The 16932-nt window shown below is 69.3% G+C and carries 21 protein-coding genes; 13 read left to right on the top strand and 8 right to left on the bottom strand.

Annotated features, from left to right (window positions below; genetic code table 11):
* Positions 1–177: 177 nt before the first annotated feature.
* Both K3N28_RS12695 and K3N28_RS12690 read right to left on the bottom strand, forming a co-directional pair.
* Positions 178–567, bottom strand: coding sequence for a hypothetical protein (locus K3N28_RS12695; protein WP_228092902.1), 390 nt, complete (start codon positions 565–567; stop codon positions 178–180).
* A 45-nt stretch (positions 568–612) separates the two neighbouring features.
* On the bottom strand, positions 613–891 hold the full coding sequence (locus K3N28_RS12690) for a hypothetical protein (RefSeq protein ID WP_228092901.1): 279 nt from the start codon (positions 889–891) through the stop codon (positions 613–615).
* A gap of 384 nt (positions 892–1275) precedes the next feature.
* Between K3N28_RS12690 and K3N28_RS12685 the strand changes: the two genes are divergently transcribed.
* The 7 genes from K3N28_RS12685 (at position 1276) to K3N28_RS12655 (ending at position 7066) form a co-directional block, all read left to right on the top strand.
* Positions 1276–2067: a hypothetical protein gene (locus K3N28_RS12685; RefSeq protein ID WP_228092900.1), complete on the top strand. Its 792-nt coding sequence runs from the start codon at positions 1276–1278 to the stop codon at positions 2065–2067.
* A 412-nt stretch (positions 2068–2479) separates the two neighbouring features.
* Entirely contained in the window at positions 2480–3217 is a 738-nt protein-coding gene (locus K3N28_RS12680; RefSeq protein WP_228092899.1) for a hypothetical protein, read from the top strand.
* On the top strand, positions 3214–3516 hold the full coding sequence (locus K3N28_RS12675; RefSeq protein ID WP_228092898.1) for a hypothetical protein: 303 nt from the start codon (positions 3214–3216) through the stop codon (positions 3514–3516). Before K3N28_RS12680 ends, K3N28_RS12675 begins: the two co-directional genes overlap by 4 nt.
* Before the next feature lie 14 nt (positions 3517–3530).
* A complete protein-coding gene (locus K3N28_RS12670; protein WP_228092897.1) occupies positions 3531–4466 on the top strand; it encodes a hypothetical protein in 936 nt (311 codons plus the stop codon).
* Positions 4463–4948: a hypothetical protein gene (locus tag K3N28_RS12665; protein WP_228092896.1), complete on the top strand. Its 486-nt coding sequence runs from the start codon at positions 4463–4465 to the stop codon at positions 4946–4948. The genes K3N28_RS12670 and K3N28_RS12665 overlap by 4 nt, the downstream gene beginning before the upstream one ends.
* Before the next feature lie 108 nt (positions 4949–5056).
* Positions 5057–6619, top strand: a complete 1563-nt coding sequence (locus K3N28_RS12660) for a hypothetical protein (protein WP_228092895.1) — start codon at positions 5057–5059, stop codon at positions 6617–6619.
* Positions 6620–6727: 108 nt separating this feature from the next.
* Entirely contained in the window at positions 6728–7066 is a 339-nt protein-coding gene (locus tag K3N28_RS12655; RefSeq protein ID WP_228092894.1) for a hypothetical protein, read from the top strand.
* Between the two features lie 166 nt (positions 7067–7232).
* Here K3N28_RS12655 and K3N28_RS12650 read toward each other — a convergent pair whose 3' ends face one another.
* From K3N28_RS12650 to K3N28_RS12635, 4 genes are read right to left on the bottom strand one after another with little or no spacing between them, the layout of a single operon-like run.
* Positions 7233–8423 (bottom strand): WXG100 family type VII secretion target, encoded by a 1191-nt coding sequence (locus K3N28_RS12650; RefSeq protein ID WP_228092893.1) that lies wholly within the window; start codon positions 8421–8423, stop codon positions 7233–7235.
* Complete coding sequence (locus tag K3N28_RS12645; protein ID WP_228092892.1) at positions 8420–8755, bottom strand: type VII secretion target; 336 nt, start codon at positions 8753–8755, stop codon at positions 8420–8422. The genes K3N28_RS12650 and K3N28_RS12645 overlap by 4 nt, the downstream gene beginning before the upstream one ends.
* Positions 8756–8758: 3 nt before the next feature.
* Entirely contained in the window at positions 8759–9142 is a 384-nt protein-coding gene (locus K3N28_RS12640) for a YbaB/EbfC family nucleoid-associated protein (RefSeq protein WP_228092891.1), read from the bottom strand.
* Positions 9139–10383, bottom strand: a complete 1245-nt coding sequence (locus K3N28_RS12635) for a hypothetical protein (protein ID WP_228092890.1) — start codon at positions 10381–10383, stop codon at positions 9139–9141. Before K3N28_RS12635 ends, K3N28_RS12640 begins: the two co-directional genes overlap by 4 nt.
* A 333-nt stretch (positions 10384–10716) precedes the next feature.
* Between K3N28_RS12635 and K3N28_RS12630 the strand changes: the two genes are divergently transcribed.
* From K3N28_RS12630 to K3N28_RS12615, 4 genes are read left to right on the top strand one after another with little or no spacing between them, the layout of a single operon-like run.
* Positions 10717–10857 (top strand): hypothetical protein, encoded by a 141-nt coding sequence (locus K3N28_RS12630; RefSeq protein ID WP_228092889.1) that lies wholly within the window; start codon positions 10717–10719, stop codon positions 10855–10857.
* A gap of 46 nt (positions 10858–10903) precedes the next feature.
* Positions 10904–11224, top strand: a complete 321-nt coding sequence (locus K3N28_RS12625) for a hypothetical protein (protein ID WP_228092888.1) — start codon at positions 10904–10906, stop codon at positions 11222–11224.
* A gap of 4 nt (positions 11225–11228) precedes the next feature.
* Positions 11229–11990 (top strand): hypothetical protein, encoded by a 762-nt coding sequence (locus K3N28_RS12620; RefSeq protein ID WP_228092887.1) that lies wholly within the window; start codon positions 11229–11231, stop codon positions 11988–11990.
* Between the two features lie 2 nt (positions 11991–11992).
* Entirely contained in the window at positions 11993–13672 is a 1680-nt protein-coding gene (locus K3N28_RS12615) for a hypothetical protein (protein WP_228092886.1), read from the top strand.
* 331 nt (positions 13673–14003) lie between these two features.
* Here the strand turns inward: K3N28_RS12615 and K3N28_RS12610 are convergent, their stop codons facing one another.
* Positions 14004–15056, bottom strand: coding sequence for a hypothetical protein (locus tag K3N28_RS12610; RefSeq protein WP_228092885.1), 1053 nt, complete (start codon positions 15054–15056; stop codon positions 14004–14006).
* Complete coding sequence (locus tag K3N28_RS12605; protein WP_228092884.1) at positions 15056–15382, bottom strand: type VII secretion target; 327 nt, start codon at positions 15380–15382, stop codon at positions 15056–15058. The genes K3N28_RS12610 and K3N28_RS12605 overlap by 1 nt, the downstream gene beginning before the upstream one ends.
* A 169-nt stretch (positions 15383–15551) precedes the next feature.
* Between K3N28_RS12605 and K3N28_RS12600 the strand changes: the two genes are divergently transcribed.
* Positions 15552–16439, top strand: coding sequence for a Bax inhibitor-1/YccA family protein (locus K3N28_RS12600; protein WP_228092883.1), 888 nt, complete (start codon positions 15552–15554; stop codon positions 16437–16439).
* A 160-nt stretch (positions 16440–16599) separates the two neighbouring features.
* A complete protein-coding gene (locus K3N28_RS12595) occupies positions 16600–16932 on the top strand; it encodes a YbaB/EbfC family nucleoid-associated protein (RefSeq protein ID WP_228092882.1) in 333 nt (110 codons plus the stop codon).

The raw sequence follows: 16932 nt of genomic DNA, 5'->3' as shown, positions 1-16932 counted from the left end.
CGGGCACCGGCGGCGCGGGCGTCCGGTGCGCCTTGACCGGTTCGGCCTTGAACACGGCGTCCGCCAGCGCGGTGGCGTCGTCGCCGAGGTCGCCGGAGTGCCGCTCCCGGTCCCGCACGGGCGCGGGCGGCCGGGGGGCGGAGAACTTGGCGACGGGTTGTCGGCGATCCTCGCCGCTCATAGGCGCTCCTCAGTTCGGACGGGCTCCACGAGTGTGGGCCGCAGGCGGATCGAACGGGTCGTGAACGCCGGGATCCGCGCCTCGCTGCCGGCGCCGCGCGTGTGCTTCCAGTCGGTGAGCAGCGTGCGGACGACGGTGGTCGCGGGTCGGTCGGCGTCGACGTAGCGGAAGATCAGCGAGGTCGCGACGAGGGCGAGGGAGATCTCGATGGCGGGGAAGAGGTCGACGTCGCCGGTGAACGCCCACCGCAGGAGCATGAACAAGGCCAGGAGCGCGGCGAAGGCGCCGTACTGCCCGTAGGGCAGGTGGACCGGCAGGGTGTACCCGGGCGGGCCCAGGTACAGCAGGCGGGCACGGTAGATGTCGTCGTCGGTGCGCAAGCGCATGGGCGTCCTCCGTCCGGCCTTCTCGTGCAGGGGGGATGTGGGGGGTCAGTCCTCTGAGCTGAAGAGGACGTCGACCAGGCCGCCGCCGACCGCCACGAGGACCACGGCTCCGGCGATGAAGGCGATGCCGATGATGGCGATCGTCGACGAGGTGAGCACGCGGCTGACCTCGCCCCTGTTGGCCCGGGCGATGAAGATGAGGCCCAGGATGGCCAGCAGGATCGGGGCGATCTTGGACAGGAAGAACCCGATGATCCCCTGCGTGTTGATCTCGGCGCCGGCCTGCGCGTGCGCGGCCACCGTCCAGAGTGTCTCTCTCATCATCGCTCAGTCCCATCTCTCGTCACAGGAGTCACTAGAGCCTCACGTAACGCAATTTTCACTCATGCTTCTTGTCTCCCAACCCATTGCGGGGTCTGCCCCTCATCATATGCCGCGGTCCTGACGGAACGCACCTTCGTCGGCTCGAAGAGCGACGATGACCCGCGGCACGCACTAGTGAAACCGATTCAGAGCCAAGGGGCAATCCGATGGCCGTGGTCACTCCGTGTCGGGAATCCGACACTAAACTCGGGAGGACCGGTGTCCTACGCTCGAAACCGACGGGGCACCGCACAATAGAGCCCGACGACGCAGCACCGCACGGTACGACTCATCCGACCCACACCGCCGGCCACCAGGCCGAGCACCGACCTCGCGGAGACCACCATGGACTACATCGACGACATCGCCGGGCGGCTCACCGCCGCCGCGGTCGCCTTCGCCGTCGCCGGTCTCGCCGTCGCTGCCCTCTCGGCCGCCGCCCTCGGCGGCGTGCGAGCCGCGGAGAAGTGGCCTTCGGCCCCCGAACCCCGCCTCGGCCGCCCCGCCGTCATGACCGGCGCCCTCGTCGGCCTCGTCGTCTTCGCCCTCGCCGCCGGCCTGTTCTCCCTGGCGCAGATCGGCACCGGCCTCAACGCCAACCTGCGCGTGCTCCTCGCCGTCGGCATGGACCTCCTCGCGCTGGCCGTCGGCCTGTGGCTGGTGAGCGTCGTGGCCGGGAAGGTCGAGATGCGCACGCTCATCGCCGTGCCCGACCAGGCGATGACCCCGCCGCCGATCCCGGTCTCGGGCGACCCGACCCGCTATCAGATGCCCGACTACACCGAGACCCCCGCGGACCCGCAGGACTACCCGAACCCGTTCGCGCCCGAGCCGCGGCAGCCGTACGCACCCGACACCGCGGCCACCGGGAACCTGCCCGCGTCCCGCTCGAACGTGCCGACCATCCCGACCGACACGCGGCCCGGGTGGGTCTTCCAGGACCGCGGCACCGGCGCGTTCTACGCGGCCGTCGCCCAGAGCCGCGGCGGCATCAGCCTCCTGGCCCTCGACGACTTCACCGTCGCCCGCACCGCCTCCCTCGTCGGCCCCCTCGAACTCGTCGGGTCCGTGGAGGCCACGGTGTGGCCCTTGGACAACAGCGAGAACGGCAAGACCGAGGCCGAAGCCGACCACTGAGCTCCGGCGCCCCGCAGCGAACCGGACTCCAGCGCAACCCCCGGCTCGGCCGACCTGTACCTCGACGCGGGCACGAGCCTCGACGGCGAGGACCGCCCGGATTGCCTCGCGATGATCAACGACGAAGCGCTCGTGCACGCCGAGGACGTGCCGTTCGCACCGCGCCCGATCGCCATGACCGAGCGCGGCCGCCAGGCCGTCGGCCCCTACGGCGGTGGCTCCGCACCCTCGCCGAACCGTTCACCGTCGCCGTGCGCGAAACCCGTTCGGCAGCGGTCGCCCGCGAGGTGGGCGCCCTCCGCGGCCCCGGTCGGGCCGACAGGCCGCGTACTGGCTCAAACCGGTCGGGAACGTTACTGTTCGTATCACGACCCGTCATCGCCGACCGATCCCCTCGAAGTGAGCCGCACTCATGAGCGAAGCCGATCAGACCGTCTCCGACGTCGATGCCTACGTGACGGTGCGGCTCGACGGGGATCGGGTGGTCGTCGAGGTTTCACCGGCCGGGTTCCGGCAGCCGATGAGCCTGATCGGCAACCTGGTCACCGAACTCGTCGGGAGGCTGCCCCGCCCCGGGGCGGAGGCCGACGAGGCGCTCGCGAACGGCATCGCCGCGATCAGCGGACTCCAGCGGGCGGCCGCCTCCGGAGGCTATGAGGCATTCGCCGCCGGCATGCGGGCGCGGCTCGGCATCGAAGGCCCTGCGAACACCCTGAGTCGCGACCCCGAATTCGACCGGACCATCGCCGTGGGCCTCGAGGGCATCCTCAAGTCGATGCGCGACTCCAGCGCCAAGCGCTCCGCGGCCCCGGAGGACGTGCTCACCGCCGAGGTCTACACCGACGAAGGCGACATCGGGGTCACCGCCCGCTCCGACCGGATCGTCGCCGGCGTCTGGATCGGCCCCGAGGCCCGGAGCCGCGGCGTCGAAGGACTCGGGCGGCGCCTCACTAGCCTCGTGGCGGAGGCCCGCGCCGCCCTTGAGGAACTCGCCGACGCCAAGGCCCGCGAAGGACTCCCCGAAGCAATCACGCAGGTCGTGGAGGAAGCACCCGAGCATGCGAAGGCGGCCGAACAGCGCGGCATGAGCGTCATCGGCGAGGCGACGCAGATGACGGAAGCGATGAAACGAAAGGCTGGCAGGGCATGACCCGGAACTTCGACTGCGAGTTCGTCTCGCAACTGGCCGCGAACATCGACGCCAACGTGCTCCCCGTCCTGGAGAGCACCAACGAGGTCCTTCCCGACCTCAGCGCGCTCGACCGCAGCCTCTACACCGCCCTGATGCTGCCGATGGCCGCCGCCTACACCGTGGCGACCGCGACGGTCACCGAGTGCATGTCCGGTGCGGCCGAATGCTTCCGGGAGATGCGCACCGCGCTGGACGGCTGCGTCCAGGACATGCAGGCGGCCGACGAGGCCTGCGCGACCGAGTTCGGCGAAAACTAGAGGAAGGGGTCGCCATGTCCATGGGGGAAGCCGTGTACGACACCGGCGCGGCCATGTCGCCGTACTACAACGGCGTCATCAAGTCCTGCGCGGTCGCGATCGCGCCTCCCGCGCTGATCTTCGGTCTCTCGGCGCAGATGCTCGCCGTCAAGATCTACCTCAACCAGTGCAACCCCGGCGACATGTTCAAAGCGGCCGGCGCCTGGATCCGGTTGGGGGAGAAGAACTGGGAGGCCTCCGAGAACCTGAGCGCCGAGGTCGACACCATCACCGGCGAGAACTGGTCGGGCGACGACTCCGAGGCGTTCAAGTCCTCCGCCGCCGGCGTCAACGCCCAGCTGAAAGAGCTGGCCGTGACCGCGTTCCTCATCGGAGCGCAGCTCATCGCCCTGGGCGTCGCCCTGACCATCTACTGGGGATTCCTGGTCACCTGCACGGTGATCATGGCCTGCTGCCTCGCCACCTACCTGGCCGCCTGCTGGACCGGCGTCGGGGAGCCCGCCGCGCGCGCCGCCGCGCTGGCCACGGCCGCATCGCTGCTCGCCACGGCCGAGACCTTCGAGGCGGCGATGAAGCCGATCATGATCGCGTGCACGGCGCTGACCGGGACCCTCACCGCCTTCACCTGGGGATTCCAGGCCGGGGCCGGCAACAAGGCGAACCCGTTCGACATCGCCGGGGCCTCCATCACGAACATGCTGGAAGGCTTCGCCGCCTACTGGATCCGCAAGGTCTCCATGCCGGCCGGGAAGCTCGCCTCGGGCATCGACCCCGAGAACACCATCCAGGCCGTGTCCGGCATCTTCCCCACCTACCAGGGCGACGGGGAATGGAAGAGCGGCTTCCAAGGCGGCGGCGCCGGGCTCGGTATCGCCGACGGCCTCTCCAACCTGTGGCAGGACCATGCCCCCGAAGCGGTCACCAATCCTGAGACGATCGATTGGCGATGAGTCGGCGCCGGGCGCTGGCCGGAACGGCGCTGATGCTGGCGCTCGTACTGCTGGCGCCGGCGGCCCTGGGAGTGAACCTCGCGCGGTTCATGGAGTACCGCGCCGCGGTGGACGGATCGGGAGGGACCCGCGGCACGGCCGTCGTGGAGGTCGCGTTCCTCTCCGGCAGCGGGGACGCGAACTGCAAGGGGGAGTTCCGGCCGGACGGCGGCGGCCCCGCCGTCGAGGTCGACATAGCAGTGCGGGGCCGCTGCGAGGAAGGCCAGCGCCTGCCCGCGGTCCTGGTCGAGCCCGCCGCATTCCACCCCGACTGGTGGGGGCGCCCGACCGCATGGACGGCCGGCACGGGCACGGCCCAGCACCTCACCCCGGTGATCATGGTGTTCCTGCTCCTGGTCCTGCCCGTCGGAGTCGCCTTCTGGGCCGCACGGAAGCCCTTGTGGCGGATGTGCAAGCTCGCCGTCGGGCCTTCGCGGACGTAGGCGCCGCTCCTGGCGGGGAGGTCGGACGCTTCGGGCGGTTCCATCGATGGCGCCCAATTGCTACCGTGAACCCATCCGGTCACCCCTGAAGCCGCGAGGTGCGAATCGATGAGCGACCACTCGACCGGGTCCTACCCGGGACTCGACGCCGCCGCCCCGGTCATGGGTGCACCCGCGTTCGGCGACGTCGCCGGCGCCGCGCCGCCCGGTGACGACGCGGTCGTCCCGCCGGTGGCCGAGGAGACCCTTCCCGTAGGGCGCCCCGCCTGCTCGAACCCCGACTGCGGCAACCCCACCGAGCATCCCGCGGAACTGGACTGGCAGCAGCTCGTCTCGGCCGTGCCCGTCGAGGGCCAGCTGTACCGCCTGCGCCCCAAGGAAACCGGGATGGCGTTCCCGACCGAGGCCGACTTCCGGGCCGCCGTCGCCGCCGTGCGGCCCGAGCGCGCCGACGCGCACTCGCTGGAGCGGCTGCGAGGGGCCTGGACCGAGCAGGTCTCCGGGAAGCTCGCCGACTGGTCCGAGCAGATCAAGTCCCACCTGAACGATCTCGCGGAAGGCTGGTCGGGGGCCGACTTCGAGGCCTTCGAGGCCGCGTGCGCGCAGACGCGCGAACTCGTGGACGACCTCATCGACGACATCGACGCCACGGTCGCCGGCCTCCAGTCCACCGAGGAGTCCCTCTACGCGATCCAAGGCGGCGATTCGGGCGAGATCCCCTACCCGGCGCCGCAGTTCTGGATCGACGGCGACTGGCACAGCTGGGTGTCCGTCCACGTGCGGCCCGCGTGGTGGCACGGCGACTGCATCGAGTACACCTGCCAGGACGCCGAGCACGTGCTCGCCCTCGGCGGGGCCGAACCGGAGCTCGCCACCGAGATCATCGACTACATCGACGAGCGCATCCTCCACTACGTCGACTACTACGCCAGCCCCGTCAACATCGAGCGCGACGGGCTCGACCCGGCGAAGGGCCTCACCGTCGAGGAGGCCAAGGAACTCGCCGTCGCGGACGCGATGGAGCACTACGGGACCCTCGTCGACCAGAGCTGGGGCGCGTACGACGCCCGCCAAGCCGAGTCCCATGAGGACATACAGCAGCGGAGCGCCGATACCGACGCCGAGGACCGCTCCGTGCGGACCGTGCGCAGCGACAAGGAGTACCCGGCGGCCGCCGACCCCGCGTACATGAACCTCGAACCCCCGTCGATGGACCAGCCCACCGGCACTGCGCCGCCCCGGGCGAGCGAGGACCCCTCGCTGGAACCGCCCACAGGCGGCGACCCTGCCCCCGAGGAGCCGATCGACCCGCCCGCTGAGGACGAGGACGACGCGGAGGCGCCCAGCGGCGGCCTCGCCGGCGGCGGCGGCGGGGCGGCGGCACCGGGATTCGGCGGCGGCTCCGTGACGTCCCCTGCCGCCGCGGCGCCGAACGCGACGGCCGTGCCCGCGAGCACCGTGGGCGCCACCGCGGCGGTCGCCGGTGCGGCCGCCGGTGGAGCGGCCGCCGCTGCGGGACCGCGCGGCTCCACCGCGATGATGAGCGGTGGCGCCGGCGGAGCCGGGCGCGGCATGCCGATGGACGACAAGGAACGCGAACCCGACGTGGACCTGGTCGAGGACGAGAACATGTGGGGCTTCGTCAACGAGGACGACGACCCCTACGCATAGAGCAGGGGCGCATGGACGCGAAGCGTTCATGCGGCGCTCCGAACTCATGAGCCGCAGCGTTCATGAGTCCCTTCGAAAGACACCAAGCGTCCACGAGAGGAACCCCGCATGGCCACGCGCACCTTCGACCCGGCCGCGCTCGAACGCTACCGGCAGTTCCTCGCCGAACTGCTCGAAGAGCTCGAGAACGAGATCATCCCGTCCCTCAGCGACGGCGACCTGAAGAAGGCCCCCGCGTTCGGCACCGCGCCGGGCGCGGCCGAGGTCGCCGCCGTCGAGTACGCCGACTTCCACGCCACGACCTGGCGCAACCTCCAGTACCTGCGGGGCAGCCTCCACGGCATGATCGCCGGGCTCCAGACCGCGATCGACAACGGCGGCGTGATCGACCAGCAGGCCGCCACCGACCTCCTCCGCGTCACCGACGCCGAAGACCGTTACGCCTGACCGGTTCCACACGGACGCGAAGAAGGACGTCATCGCGGCAATCGGAGACCGAGCGGCTCGTCCAAGTCGCCGCCGGCCACGCCTTCGCTCGCCGGGCCGCCGACGACCGCGCCCTCTTCGACCGTGACGGCCCCGGCCGAGGCGGTCGTCCGCGCTCGGTCGGAACCTATCTGCTCAGGCTCGCGTTCGTCGATTCCTCCGCCGCCGCACCGCTGTCCTGGGCGGCGTAGCCGTTCTTGAGACCACCGAGGAAACCCCGCAGGCCGGTCGCCGGGAGCCCTCCGGCTTCGCGCGCCAGATCGGCGAGGCCGCTGCCGTTGCCGCCCCAACCGAGGCCGTCGTCCCAGACGTTCTTGACGGACCCGTAGCCGTTGCCGACGTCGTCGGCGATCGACGTGGGACCGCCGACGCGGCCGTAGCCGGGAACGTACGGCTGCGGGAGGTTGTAGGAGCCGCTGAAGTTGAACATCTTGCCGTCGAGCACCGGGAAGCGCTCCTTCATCTTGTCGAACGGGACGTCGAAGCTCTTGAGGTGACTGGCGATGCCGCCGGCCATCTCATCGGCCATCTCGCTGACGCTCCGGATCATCTTCCCGAAGGCGTTGTCGGCGTTCTTGATCTTCCCGAGCGCCTCCGCGACCTTGGCCAGGCCCTTTGAGACCTTGGAGCCGATCTTGGCCGAGGTCTCGATCGCGCTGGTGATCGTCATCGCGATGCCCACGCCGATCGACCCGCCGAACGACCAGGCGGCGTTGGCCAGCGCGGCCAGGCCGATCATGATCGCGCGGGACACGAACTCGCACAGCAGCTCCAGCACGATCGCCTTGAGCGTCGAGCAGATGACGCCGATGACCGTGTAGCACGCGGACACCGCCTGCGCGGCGGAGGCGGTCGAGTCGAGCAGCTCGGACAGGCCGGCGCCGACCGACTTGTAGGCGTCGGCGGCCTCGCCCTGCCAGGTCTCGACCTCGGCCATCATCTCGGTGGCGGAGGAACCGGCCGCCTGGAGGCCACCTGCGATGTTCGACCAGGTGGCGGTGAGATTCGCGATCGCGTTCGGGTCGCCGGTGAACCACTCCAGCGGCTCGCGGAGGAAGTCGACGTGCTCGATGAGGAAGCCGACGCCCGCCATGATGAGCTCTTTGAAGGGGTTGAGCGCGAACGCGAGGACGTCGAGGCCTGCGACGACGCCGTCGATGGCGAAGTTCGACCAGTCCCAGTCCTCGCTGCCCGCGGTGGAGAGGTCGTTGCCGACGTTGAACAGGCTCTCGGCGATGCGGCCGCCGGCGAGGGGCGCCGGGTCGGAGAAGCCGTCGCCGTCGCTGTCACCGCTGGCGTAGAAGGGGTTGTCGCTCAATTGATCTCCTCGGCGATCTTGTTGAGGTCTTCGGCGATCGCGGCGTCCACGCCGTCGTACGCGGCGGCCACGCCGGCCACCGCCTGCGACAGCGCGTCGATGAAGGACCTCGCGGATTCCATGGCGCCCATGGCGTTCGCGGTGACCACTTCCATGACGGGGAAGGCGATCGGGCTGATGATGACGCCGTAGCTCTCGTTGAAACCCGCGCCTTCAGTCGCCCGGCCGGCTTCGATGGCGTCGTCGACGACGCCGCCGACGTCGGTGGCGAGGTTGGCCCCGTGCTGGGCCAGAGCGTCCGGTTCGACGTCGTATCCTTGGCCGCCTGCCATGCCCTAACCCCTGTCCTGGCCGGTCGCGTCCCGGAACACCTGCACCGACTCCGAGTCGGGACCCAGCATCGACTCCATGATCGAACCGAGATTCTGGGAAGCCAGCTCGGCCGCCTCGCGGTAGGTCGCGAGGATCGTCTGCCGGAGCGTCTCGGCGCCCATGTGGCGCACCTCGGGCGTGAAGCGGATGTCCTGCAGACCGCCGGTGACGCTGGCGGTCACGGCGACCTCGCCTTCGGGAGACTGCACCGTGGCGCTGGCCTCGCCCATGGCGCGCTGCAGCTCGTTGGCCCGCTCGTGCATCGCGCGTGTGCGCCGCTGAAAGTCCCGGAAATAGCCTTCTGGGTCGTCGTAGACCGAAGGCCGCCCGGTATTCTGGTCGCTCATGGCCGCAAGGTTAACTGATCGTGTCGATCCCTGTTCTCCATGATGCTGTGGTGCAGGCGCTCATCGGTCTGGCCGTCCAGCGGCTTGCGAGGCAGTCGAGATCTGCGGAACCCGATCAGGTTCCCGTCCCCGCCGTACGTGCGCGCCTCGTGCTCGAACCCCGTGAGACGCAGCGAATGGCGACCCTGCTCGTAGCGCTGGACCGCGCGGCCGTTCAACCGGACGTGGCTGATCCGTCCCGGCTGCACCTCGACGGTGTCGTGCCAGGTGAGATAACGATCGTCGACGGCGGGCGCCTCGCCCTCGCCTTGCCGTGGGACGGCGAGTTCGAGTTCGTGGGAGCCGGGAGGCAGCGGGATCCACCAGCGCCCCCAGGAGAGGTCCAGGTCGTGATCGCCGAGCACGACGGTCGGGTCCGCGATCCAGGGGCGGTGGGCGGCGATCTCCGGCTCGCCGTACTGCTCCAGCAGCCACCAGTCGATGCTCGCGACCTTGTCGATGCGCTGCCAGACCACCTCCCAGGTGAGGTCGAGGAGGATGCCGCCGTCCGTCGCCGTCTCGGGGAGTTTCGCAGCGGTCATCGGCAACTCGTGGACGGGCGGGCCGCCCGTGAGGCGCGGGGTGGCCGCGAGTCGCTGTTGGAACCGCAGGTGCCGCTTCGAACGGTTCATGGTGACGATGTGATGGACCGCCATGACGGACCACAGGCCGAGCACGAACGCCACGAACACGCCGTAGCCGATCGCGCGCTCCGAAGGCTCGTCCACCGCTTCCGGCGCGAGGTTCCTGATGAGCGAGGCGGGAAGGAAGCCGAGCACGAAGGCGACGGTGAACGCGATCGGTGCGTAGAAGAGCGTGGTCCAGTACCGGATCTTCCGCGCGAACCGCTCGGGCTGCAGCGGCGGCTCGTGATCGATGGACGTCCAGGCGCGGTCGGGATGGGCGTCCAGATCCACGGTCGTCCCTTCGGCGACCTCCACGGTCCACCAGCCCGCGAAGCCGCCCGCCTGCACCGAGCAGCGGTGCTCGCCCGGCGGCACCCGCACCCAGGCGGTGCCGATCCCTTGCACGACCGGTTGGGAGTCGATCAGGAGCAGGGGGACTCCCGGAAGCGGGTACCGGTACACCTGGCGGGTGCCGAGCTGCCGCGTCGGCTTATGCGCCCTGGTCGCCTTGCGCAGCTGCACCTTGAGCAGCCCGTACCCTGAACCGGCTCGCTCCGGGGCACTGCCGGTGACCACGTCGAAAGGGGACCGGGGATGCGCGCTGATCTCCGGCTTCGGGTGCTCCAGTGTGCTTCACCCGCTTCAGGGGGAGAGGGTCCAGATATCGCAGCAGATGCTACCGCCGCCCGACACCGCACCCCGCAAGCCTGAGCCACTAAGCGTTCCGCGTTTCGTCGCCGGTTCACGCCAGGGGTATGGAATGCACGAGGACGGTCACTGACCGCACAACCAAGCAAGGCTCCTTCTCTTGTCGTTTCGCGGATGGAGACGGCTGGTGCAGGTGCCTTGTACCAGGCGACTGTCACTGTACGACACGGGTTGCACGCTCCTGCTAACCTCGAATCTGGTATGCAACCCACCCAGATCAGCCGCATCCCCCTGGGGGAACCCGTACCCGAGCGCAAGCTCCAACGGGCGGTACTCCTAGCTGTCACGGGGTCCCTGTGCGCCATCGCCCACCCGGCCGGCGCGGAGTCGGGCGCCTGCTGACGTCGGGGAAGCAGACATCCGAACCGAAGGACAGGCAGGGAACCCCATGGCGAGAGAGATCGACTCCGATGCGCTGCGAGCCTATCGCGACCTGGTCCAGACGCAGCTGGAAAAGCTGGAAGACGAGCTCATCCCTAAACTGAGGAGCGGCCAGGAGCTGGGGCGGATGCCCGCTTTCGGATCGATGGACGGCGCGCCCCAGGCCAGGACGAACTACACCGCTTTCCACGAGGGGACCTGGAATAACCTGCAGGCGATTCGCGAATCCCTGCACGGGATCATCACGACCCTCAATGACTCCGGCGATCTTTCCGACGAATCGGACGAAGTCACCGCAAACAGCTTCGACAGCGAGCTCGAAGGATAGGGCCGTGACTGACGTGAAGGAATGCATTATGCGAAAAGCAACCCTGTTGAAGACCGCCGCCGCCGCCGGAGTCCTCGGCCTGCTCCTGACGGCCTGCGGGGGCGGCGAGACTCCCGAAGGCGGCTCGACCGAAAGTGGCGAGTCGAATGCCGCCACCGGCGAGGACGTCTTCCCGATCATGAAGGATTGGAAGGGCTGCGACGCTCTCGACAACCTTCAGCCGCTCCAGGACTACCTCGGCGTCGAGGCGATCGCCAACGGAGAGTTGATCAACGCGGGCATCGGCGAGGGTATCGACGGGGAAGCCATGACCTGCTCAGGCATGCTCGACCTGGCCGCCTACGAGCACGCCGAGTATTCGGATGCCGGCCGCGCCGAAGTGCAGATGGGCATCGTGCCTTGGGAGAACGCGGATATCGCCGCTGAGAACTATCAGCAGCGGCTGGACATGCTCGAAGACGCTCAATCTTCCGGCGGAAGCGAGTATCTCAACGAAACCACCGGAGCATTGTCGGGAACCTGGGACGAAAGCTATTTCCAGACCAGCAATGAAAGTGAAACCGGCACGACGAACATCAATGCCTACGGCCGAAACGGCCAGTGGATCCTTTACATCCTTCTGAAGGTGACGCCTGACCCCGGTCTGGGAGCCGAGGACGAGCCGGTGTACCCCCACAGCGAGGAGGAACTGAAGACCTGGGTGGTCGAGGAGTACATGCCCCAGACTCAGTCCGAGATCCTCGCGAAGATCGAGAGCGAGCAGTAGCGATGGCTGAGGAATTCGAGAAGGAAGCTTACGGGAGCACCGCCGAGGGCACCATCGTCGACGAAGGCGGCGATGCCCTCCGGGCCACCGCGTACTGCGAAGTCGGCGGGTGCCCGAACCCGCAAGAGGACCCCGCCGAGATCGCGTGGGTCAAGCTGATGTCAGCGGTCCCCACCGAAGACCAAACCGTCGGCATGACCACCAAGCGAACGGACATCCCCCTGCCCGGCGATGGCGATATCGGTTCGATCGTCGATTCGATTCGGCCGACAGGGGCAAACGACTACTCCATGTTCCGGATCATGGAGAACTGGCAGAACTTCCGGAACAGCCTCGCCGAGATGCCCGGGGTGCTGGAAACCGGGCTGAGCACGCTCGCCGAGGACTGGAAGGGAGATGACTACGACGCTTTCGAAGAGCAGGTCTCCAAGGTCACCAAGAACATCCGGACGGTGATCCAGGACATCGGTGAAAACGAGACTTCCGGCGTCATCGGAGTCCTGAACGAGAAGCAGCAGAGCATCTACAACCAGCAGGGCGGCCAGGCGATCGTCTATCCCGCCCCGAAGTTCTGGCTGGAGAACACCGGCTGCGGGTCCCAGGCCATCCATATCCGAGCGCCCTACTTCGACCACTGCGAGATCTTCGCGAACGACGAGACCAAGAGAGCTTTGGAACTCGGAGGGTTCAACCCGGACATCTACGACGAAGTCCACACTGCCCGTCAAGAGAACTACGACAGGATATACGAGACCTACACATCGCCGTACTACCAGGAGAATCCCGACCAGATCCCCGGCGGTAAGACGGCGCATGAGTATGCCACCGAGCAGGCCGAATACTATGCCAACCGAGCGCTCGAAGACCTTGGAAACGACGGTTCCGCGCAATACCAGGCTAAGGCCGCCGAAGCCAACGGTGAAGTCATCGACGCCACTTCAGAGGCCAACACCGAAGTCTCCGACATCCGGCCGCAGACGCAGACCGCTGAGCCGACCGCGTTCAACGACGGCCAGACCGAACTCGAACCAAGCGGTGGCCTCGATGGAGGTGGCGCTCCCTCCATGCCGAACCTCGGCGGAGGCGGACCGTCCTCCATGGATCCTCCGACGAGCGGCATCTCCTCCCCGACCATGCCCGACTATGGCAGTACCGACAACCCTAATCTGTCCACGACGAAACCGAACATCACCACTCCCGGTGGTGGGGGACTCGGCGACGACAATCCGTGGGAGTCCAGCGTTCCCGATCCCGATGACATCTCCGGTGGTCTGGCCTCTGGTGGTGGCGGGCTCAGCGGCGGTGGTGGTCTCGGTGCCGGTGGCGGGCTCGGTCCCGGCGGTGGCGCCGGCGGCGGGGTCGGCGGTGGTGCCGGTGGCGGCCTCGGCGGCGGTATGGGCGCCGGCGCCATGGGCGGCATGATGGGCGCCGGCGGCGGCGGCCGTGGTACCGGAGCCGGTGGCGGCCGCGGTGCCGGTGGCGGCGGCCCCAAGGGCATGGGCAAGGGCATGGGCGGTGCCGGCGGTGGCGGCCGTGGCGGTGCCATGGGCGGCATGATGGGCGGCGCCGGCGGCCGCGGCATGGGCGGCCAAGGCGAAGGTGAGAAGGAAGCCGGCACCTGGCTCACCGAAGACGACGACGTCTGGGGCATCGGCAACGAGGAAGAAGACCCCTACGCGTAGACCCCGGGCCTTGGCGGCGGCTCGCCCGCCGCCAAGGCCGTTTCACTGACGTCGCCTCGATGCGGGGCACCGGTTTCGGTGCCCCGCATCGTCGTTTCGCTGACGTGATGCTGACGAGCGCGGGCCGTCGAGCGAGCGGACGTCTGGCTCGGCTGCGGTGGAAGCCGTTGCACCGCAGGGGATCACCGAGCAGCCCCAGGTGGGCGCAGAAGCGGTGGCCGCGCGGCGCGTCGAGGTGCGTTCGTACGTCGCGGCGATGACGACGGGCCCCGATCGCGACCGGAGATGGCACGCGCTCCCTGGATTCGGGCGCGCGGGCGATCTTCGCAGGCTAGCGGGCGGCCTGTTCCGCCAGGCCCGCTCCGGTGACGATCGCGGTCCTGTTCGTCTTCAGGAACTCCAGCACCGGTTTGATCTTCTCCAGGACCTCCCCGACCTTGGCGAGCACCTGCGCGGCCTTGCCGAAGATGTCCGTGGCCTGGCGGATCCGGTTGAACGCCCGCATCAGCAGCGACGCCACCTTGTACACGGCGTCGGCGATCGCGGTGGCGACCGACGCGCCGAAGGTCGCGATCCCGGCGGCGACCTGCGGCAGCAGCCGGGTCAGCGCCCACGACACGCCCTTCGCGAGCAGGTCCACGATGTCCTGGCGCAGCGCCTTGGCGACGTCGGCCATGCAGAGCAGCAGCCCCTCCATGCCCACGGCCATGTACCCGAGCCCGTTGATCACCTCGGCGGCCTCGGCGACCCGCGTGCGGGCCGCATCGCCGTCCCCGCCCTGCCAGTCGGCCAGGCTGTCGTCGCCGACCGCCGCAATGAAATCGGAGACCTCCGGCGCGCCCTTCGCGACCGTCTCCCACATGCGCGCCGAGGTCTTCATGCGGGTCTCGTTGCCCGACACGATGCCGATGAGGTCCTCCAGCGGCTGGAACACCTGGACCAGGAACTCGATGAGGCTGCCCGCCAGCCACTGCAGCGGATCGAACTTCGGGTCGGTGATGTTCTCGACGAGGCTCCAGAACTCCTCCGCCGCGCCTTGGACGGCGGTGATGTCGCCGGCCATGCCGGTCACCAGGTTCGCGTAGCCGTCCCAGTCGGTCAGGCTCTCGATCTTCCCCACGTTGGTGACGGTGTTCTGCACGGCGAGCACCGGGGCGGCCACGCTCTTGAAGGTGTTCAACCCGGTGTAGTGGCGCTGGTTCGCGGCGCCGTCGGGGTTGCGGTAGCCGTCGACCGCCTGGTGGAGCATGCCGCCGTCGCCGCTCGCGCCCGGCGAGCCCTGACCGGTCACGGCCCTCCACGCGTCCATGCCGCTGACCGCGGGGACGTCGTCCTGCCGGGGCGCGTTCTCGTCCCAGGCGGGCTCTTCGATGACGTCCGACATCAGTTGCCGCCCTCCCGGTTCTCGCCCGCGATCTTCTCGAGTTCGGCGGCGATCGCCGCGTCGTTGCCTTCGTGCTCGTCGGCGCATTCGCCGATGCGGTCGGCCAGACCGGAGACGGCGTCGACCGCGTCCGCCATCGAGCTGTGGAAGACGTCGGCGAGCGCGAAATACACCGGGGCCATGACCAGGCCCGACACCCCCCACATCCACCAGTCGGGGTCGGCCTCTTTCGCGTAGTCGGCGAGGGATTGGATCTCGCCTTCGGACTGGTGCAGGGTGGAAGCCGCTGCGCGCAGCTTCTCGGCGTCGACATCGATCCACGTCATGGGCGGTCACTCCTGGAGACGGAGAGGGAACGGGGCGATCGGGCGGGGGTTCCGGTCGCCGGATGCGGAACCCGTGAGCGTGCCAAGTGTACGCAACCCGTGCAAATGCAGGTGGTTCAACTGCCGTACCCTGGGCGGCCACCGGATCACGAACGAAGGTCGGGACCACATGGCACGCGGCAACCGTCTCCTCAACCGTCTCGTGACCACGCAGCGTGCGGTGTCCCGGTCCGCTCGCGTCCCGCACGCCCCGGGTGCCGTGCACGTCGAAGGCGAAGGCGCTTTGGCGGCCGACCAGGTCTTCGACCGGACGATCGCCCTCCTCGGCCTCACGATCGCCGCCGGGGCCGCCGCCTGGTGGTACATGTCCGAGCTGACGGCCGACACGACCGACTGGCCCGGCCGGGAGGCGAACCTCATCGGCCTCGCGGCGTTCGCCGCGGTCGTGACGCTGCTCGTCTACGGGACGTTCAGGCCGGTCGCGAACGCGGCGGCGGCGGCGGTGTACGCCGTCGCGCAAGGGCTCCTGCTGGCGTGGCTCGGCGTCGCCTTCGATCTCGGCTCCGGAGGCCTGCTGGCCAACGTGTTCCTCGGGACCCTGCTCACCGGCTTGGCGGCGATGGCCCTGCGCCGCAGCCCGCTGGGCGCGCGGCCGGGCCTCGTCGCGGTCCCGCTGTGCGCCGCCGTGGGCCTCGCGGCACTGGCGCTCGTCAACGCCGCGGCGGCGCTGGCCGGCGCCGACCGGGGTCTGTTCGGCGAGGACACCGTGGTGCCCTGGTGGGTCTGGTACGCCCTGGTCGTCCTGGCGCTCTGGACGGCCTACTCCTTCCGGGTCGACCTGCGGCTGCTCGACGAGTACCTGGCCGCGGGACCGTCCGCCCGCTACACGTGGGCGGCGGCCCTGGCCGTGGCGGCGGGACCGATCGGCGTCTACGTCTGGCGCCTCTCCGACTTCCGCAGCCGCGACCTCACCGGCACCACCTACTCGGGAACCTCCGGGGGTGACGACTGGGCCGACTCGGGCGGCGGCGCCTCCGACGGCGGTTCCTCGAATTGAACGACGGGGCGGCGGGCACGGCGTGCGTCCGCCGCCCGTACGGCACCCGCTGATCCGGGTTCTCCGCCGGCGGCCTGGCTGGTCCCGGGGCGGGCGGTGGCGGGCTAGCATGCAGGAAACCGCGGCGGAACGGCGAACGCGGCGGACGAAGGGAGGGGTCGTGGACCAGGATCCGACAGCGGACATGCAGCGCAAGGCCGGTGAGATTCAACGACTCGCCGCCGAGGCCGAGGGCGAGGCGGTGAGCGAGGACGGCGCGGTGCGCGTGGTCACGGGCGCCGGGGGCAACGTGAAGGTGTTGGACCTGCGCATGAACGCGTTCACGATGAGCGGCGTGGAGCTCGGCGAGGCGATCGTGGAGACCATCCGCGCCGCCGAACACCGGGTCCAGGCCGACCTGTCCGCGGAGATGAGTCGCATCATGGGTCTTCCGTTCGACGACGACGCCTTCAGCGGCGGCATGCCGCGCATCGACCCCGACACGGAGGTGTGA

Source organism: Glycomyces sp. TRM65418, from assembly GCF_019710475.1.
GTDB lineage: Bacteria > Actinomycetota > Actinomycetes > Mycobacteriales > Micromonosporaceae > Glycomyces.
Note: the sequence above shows the minus strand (reverse complement) of the source record. Positions and strands in the feature narration are given on the sequence as shown.

What these genes read in the sequence shown, in the direction of transcription:
- K3N28_RS12645 (WP_228092892.1), bottom strand. Translation starts at nt 8,755, where the DNA reads ATGGCAGGCGGCCAAGGATACGACGTCGAACCGGACGCTCTGGCCCAG.
- K3N28_RS12660 (WP_228092895.1), top strand. Translation starts at nt 5,057, where the DNA reads ATGAGCGACCACTCGACCGGGTCCTACCCGGGACTCGACGCCGCCGCC.
- K3N28_RS12675 (WP_228092898.1), top strand. Translation starts at nt 3,214, where the DNA reads ATGACCCGGAACTTCGACTGCGAGTTCGTCTCGCAACTGGCCGCGAAC.
- K3N28_RS12695 (WP_228092902.1), bottom strand. Translation starts at nt 567, where the DNA reads ATGCGCTTGCGCACCGACGACGACATCTACCGTGCCCGCCTGCTGTAC.
- K3N28_RS12610 (WP_228092885.1), bottom strand. Translation starts at nt 15,056, where the DNA reads ATGTCGGACGTCATCGAAGAGCCCGCCTGGGACGAGAACGCGCCCCGG.
- K3N28_RS12685 (WP_228092900.1), top strand. Translation starts at nt 1,276, where the DNA reads ATGGACTACATCGACGACATCGCCGGGCGGCTCACCGCCGCCGCGGTC.
- K3N28_RS12665 (WP_228092896.1), top strand. Translation starts at nt 4,463, where the DNA reads ATGAGTCGGCGCCGGGCGCTGGCCGGAACGGCGCTGATGCTGGCGCTC.
- K3N28_RS12640 (WP_228092891.1), bottom strand. Translation starts at nt 9,142, where the DNA reads ATGAGCGACCAGAATACCGGGCGGCCTTCGGTCTACGACGACCCAGAA.
- K3N28_RS12605 (WP_228092884.1), bottom strand. Translation starts at nt 15,382, where the DNA reads ATGACGTGGATCGATGTCGACGCCGAGAAGCTGCGCGCAGCGGCTTCC.
- K3N28_RS12670 (WP_228092897.1), top strand. Translation starts at nt 3,531, where the DNA reads ATGTCCATGGGGGAAGCCGTGTACGACACCGGCGCGGCCATGTCGCCG.
- K3N28_RS12615 (WP_228092886.1), top strand. Translation starts at nt 11,993, where the DNA reads ATGGCTGAGGAATTCGAGAAGGAAGCTTACGGGAGCACCGCCGAGGGC.
- K3N28_RS12690 (WP_228092901.1), bottom strand. Translation starts at nt 891, where the DNA reads ATGATGAGAGAGACACTCTGGACGGTGGCCGCGCACGCGCAGGCCGGC.
- K3N28_RS12680 (WP_228092899.1), top strand. Translation starts at nt 2,480, where the DNA reads ATGAGCGAAGCCGATCAGACCGTCTCCGACGTCGATGCCTACGTGACG.
- K3N28_RS12625 (WP_228092888.1), top strand. Translation starts at nt 10,904, where the DNA reads ATGGCGAGAGAGATCGACTCCGATGCGCTGCGAGCCTATCGCGACCTG.
- K3N28_RS12630 (WP_228092889.1), top strand. Translation starts at nt 10,717, where the DNA reads ATGCAACCCACCCAGATCAGCCGCATCCCCCTGGGGGAACCCGTACCC.
- K3N28_RS12655 (WP_228092894.1), top strand. Translation starts at nt 6,728, where the DNA reads ATGGCCACGCGCACCTTCGACCCGGCCGCGCTCGAACGCTACCGGCAG.
- K3N28_RS12600 (WP_228092883.1), top strand. Translation starts at nt 15,552, where the DNA reads ATGGCACGCGGCAACCGTCTCCTCAACCGTCTCGTGACCACGCAGCGT.